The organism is Achromobacter pulmonis, from assembly GCF_002885955.2.
Lineage (GTDB): Bacteria > Pseudomonadota > Gammaproteobacteria > Burkholderiales > Burkholderiaceae_B > Achromobacter > Achromobacter pulmonis_A.
In genome coordinates, this window is sequence record NZ_POQS01000032.1 from 1 (window position 1) to 1,155 (window position 1,155).

The 1,155-nt window shown below is 61.2% G+C and carries 2 protein-coding genes; one reads left to right on the forward strand and one right to left on the reverse strand.

The window, feature by feature from the left end; all coding sequences use genetic code 11:
- Positions 1-63: 63 nt before the first annotated feature.
- Positions 64-786 (reverse strand): hypothetical protein, encoded by a 723-nt coding sequence (locus C1I89_RS33555; RefSeq protein WP_102776411.1) that lies wholly within the window; start codon positions 784-786, stop codon positions 64-66.
- A gap of 41 nt (positions 787-827) precedes the next feature.
- Here C1I89_RS33555 and C1I89_RS33560 point away from each other — a divergent pair.
- Positions 828-1,155: DNA circularization N-terminal domain-containing protein (locus tag C1I89_RS33560; protein WP_181391117.1), on the forward strand; the 328-nt coding region annotated here is incomplete at its 3' end.

The window sequence follows — 1,155 nt, forward strand, 5'->3', positions numbered from 1 at the left end:
AGAAGCCCGCCGGAACGGCGGGCTGGACTTTGAGGTGGACTCCGGTTCGCTGGGGATGGTGCCTTAATGCAACGGCGAAATCTGATCGAAACGAACGATGAACTCGGGGCGTGTGACGGAGCCATGTTCGGTCGCGCTGCCTTCGGCAACAAGGGAGCCGGAAAAGCTGACGGGCGTGCCTACGTCCAGGCTTGCGACAGTGTCGTACAGGGACGAACTTTGCGGAATCAAGGTCTTATGTTCGAGATCCGAAAGCGCATTGTTCCAGGTCTGAAAGGTGACGGTGCTGCTGGATCGTATGACCACGATGCCTTTGCCGTCGCCATTGGTGGCCAGCTGTTCAATCGTGCCCGTCCAGTTCTGGACTTTTCCTTGCGGGGTGAATGGCCTGGAATCGACCTTTCTTTGCTGGGCGATCTTCGACTTCACCAGTTCGTTGGGTGCGGCCTCATACTCGCGCGCCGCTTTTTCCATCAAGGCCAAAAAGCCCTTTTGGGAGTCAGGCATGCGCGCCGCAACAAGTTCGGCCGGACTGAGCTTTTTAGGCTGGACGGCCGGCGTAGGCGTGCTTTCCGCTGCGACCGTAGTGGCCGTGGGTTCGGCCTTCTTGGCGTCTGTGCTCACGCCAAACCCAACGAAGCAAATCACCGCAATCCCGAGATAAAGGCCGAGCGCTTTAAATCGCGTTGCCGATTTGGCCCAAGGCATCGCGCGGCGTGGGCTGACGATGCCAACAACCAGCGCAACAAGCGAGGCCAGCAGCAGTATCAGAAAAATGGTTTCCATGGCTTTCTCCCCTTATTCCAAAGCGTAAGGGAGTGTAACGCATGACGTGGCGTGAGCGCATCGACCCCGAAATGCGCGGGGCATATCGCGGCGTGCCGTTCTATGTGGAGCGCGCCGACACCAAGGGCGGCCGGCGCTGGCTGATCCACGAATACCCGCGCCGCGACAAGCCCTACTCCGAGGACATGGGCCGCCGCGCGAAAGAGTGGCGCCTACAGCTGTTCGTCGCCGGCGACGACTATGACCGCGACCGCGACGCCCTGATCGAAGCCTTCGACGCGCCGGGCGCGGCCACGCTGGAGCACCCGTACCTGGGCAGCGTCATGGCCGTGGCCAGCGATGTGGGCTGGAGCGAATCAACCGCCGAGG

Coding starts and splice junctions, on each gene's coding strand:
- C1I89_RS33555 (WP_102776411.1), bottom strand. CDS start 786: ATGGAAACCATTTTTCTGATACTGCTGCTGGCCTCGCTTGTTGCGCTG.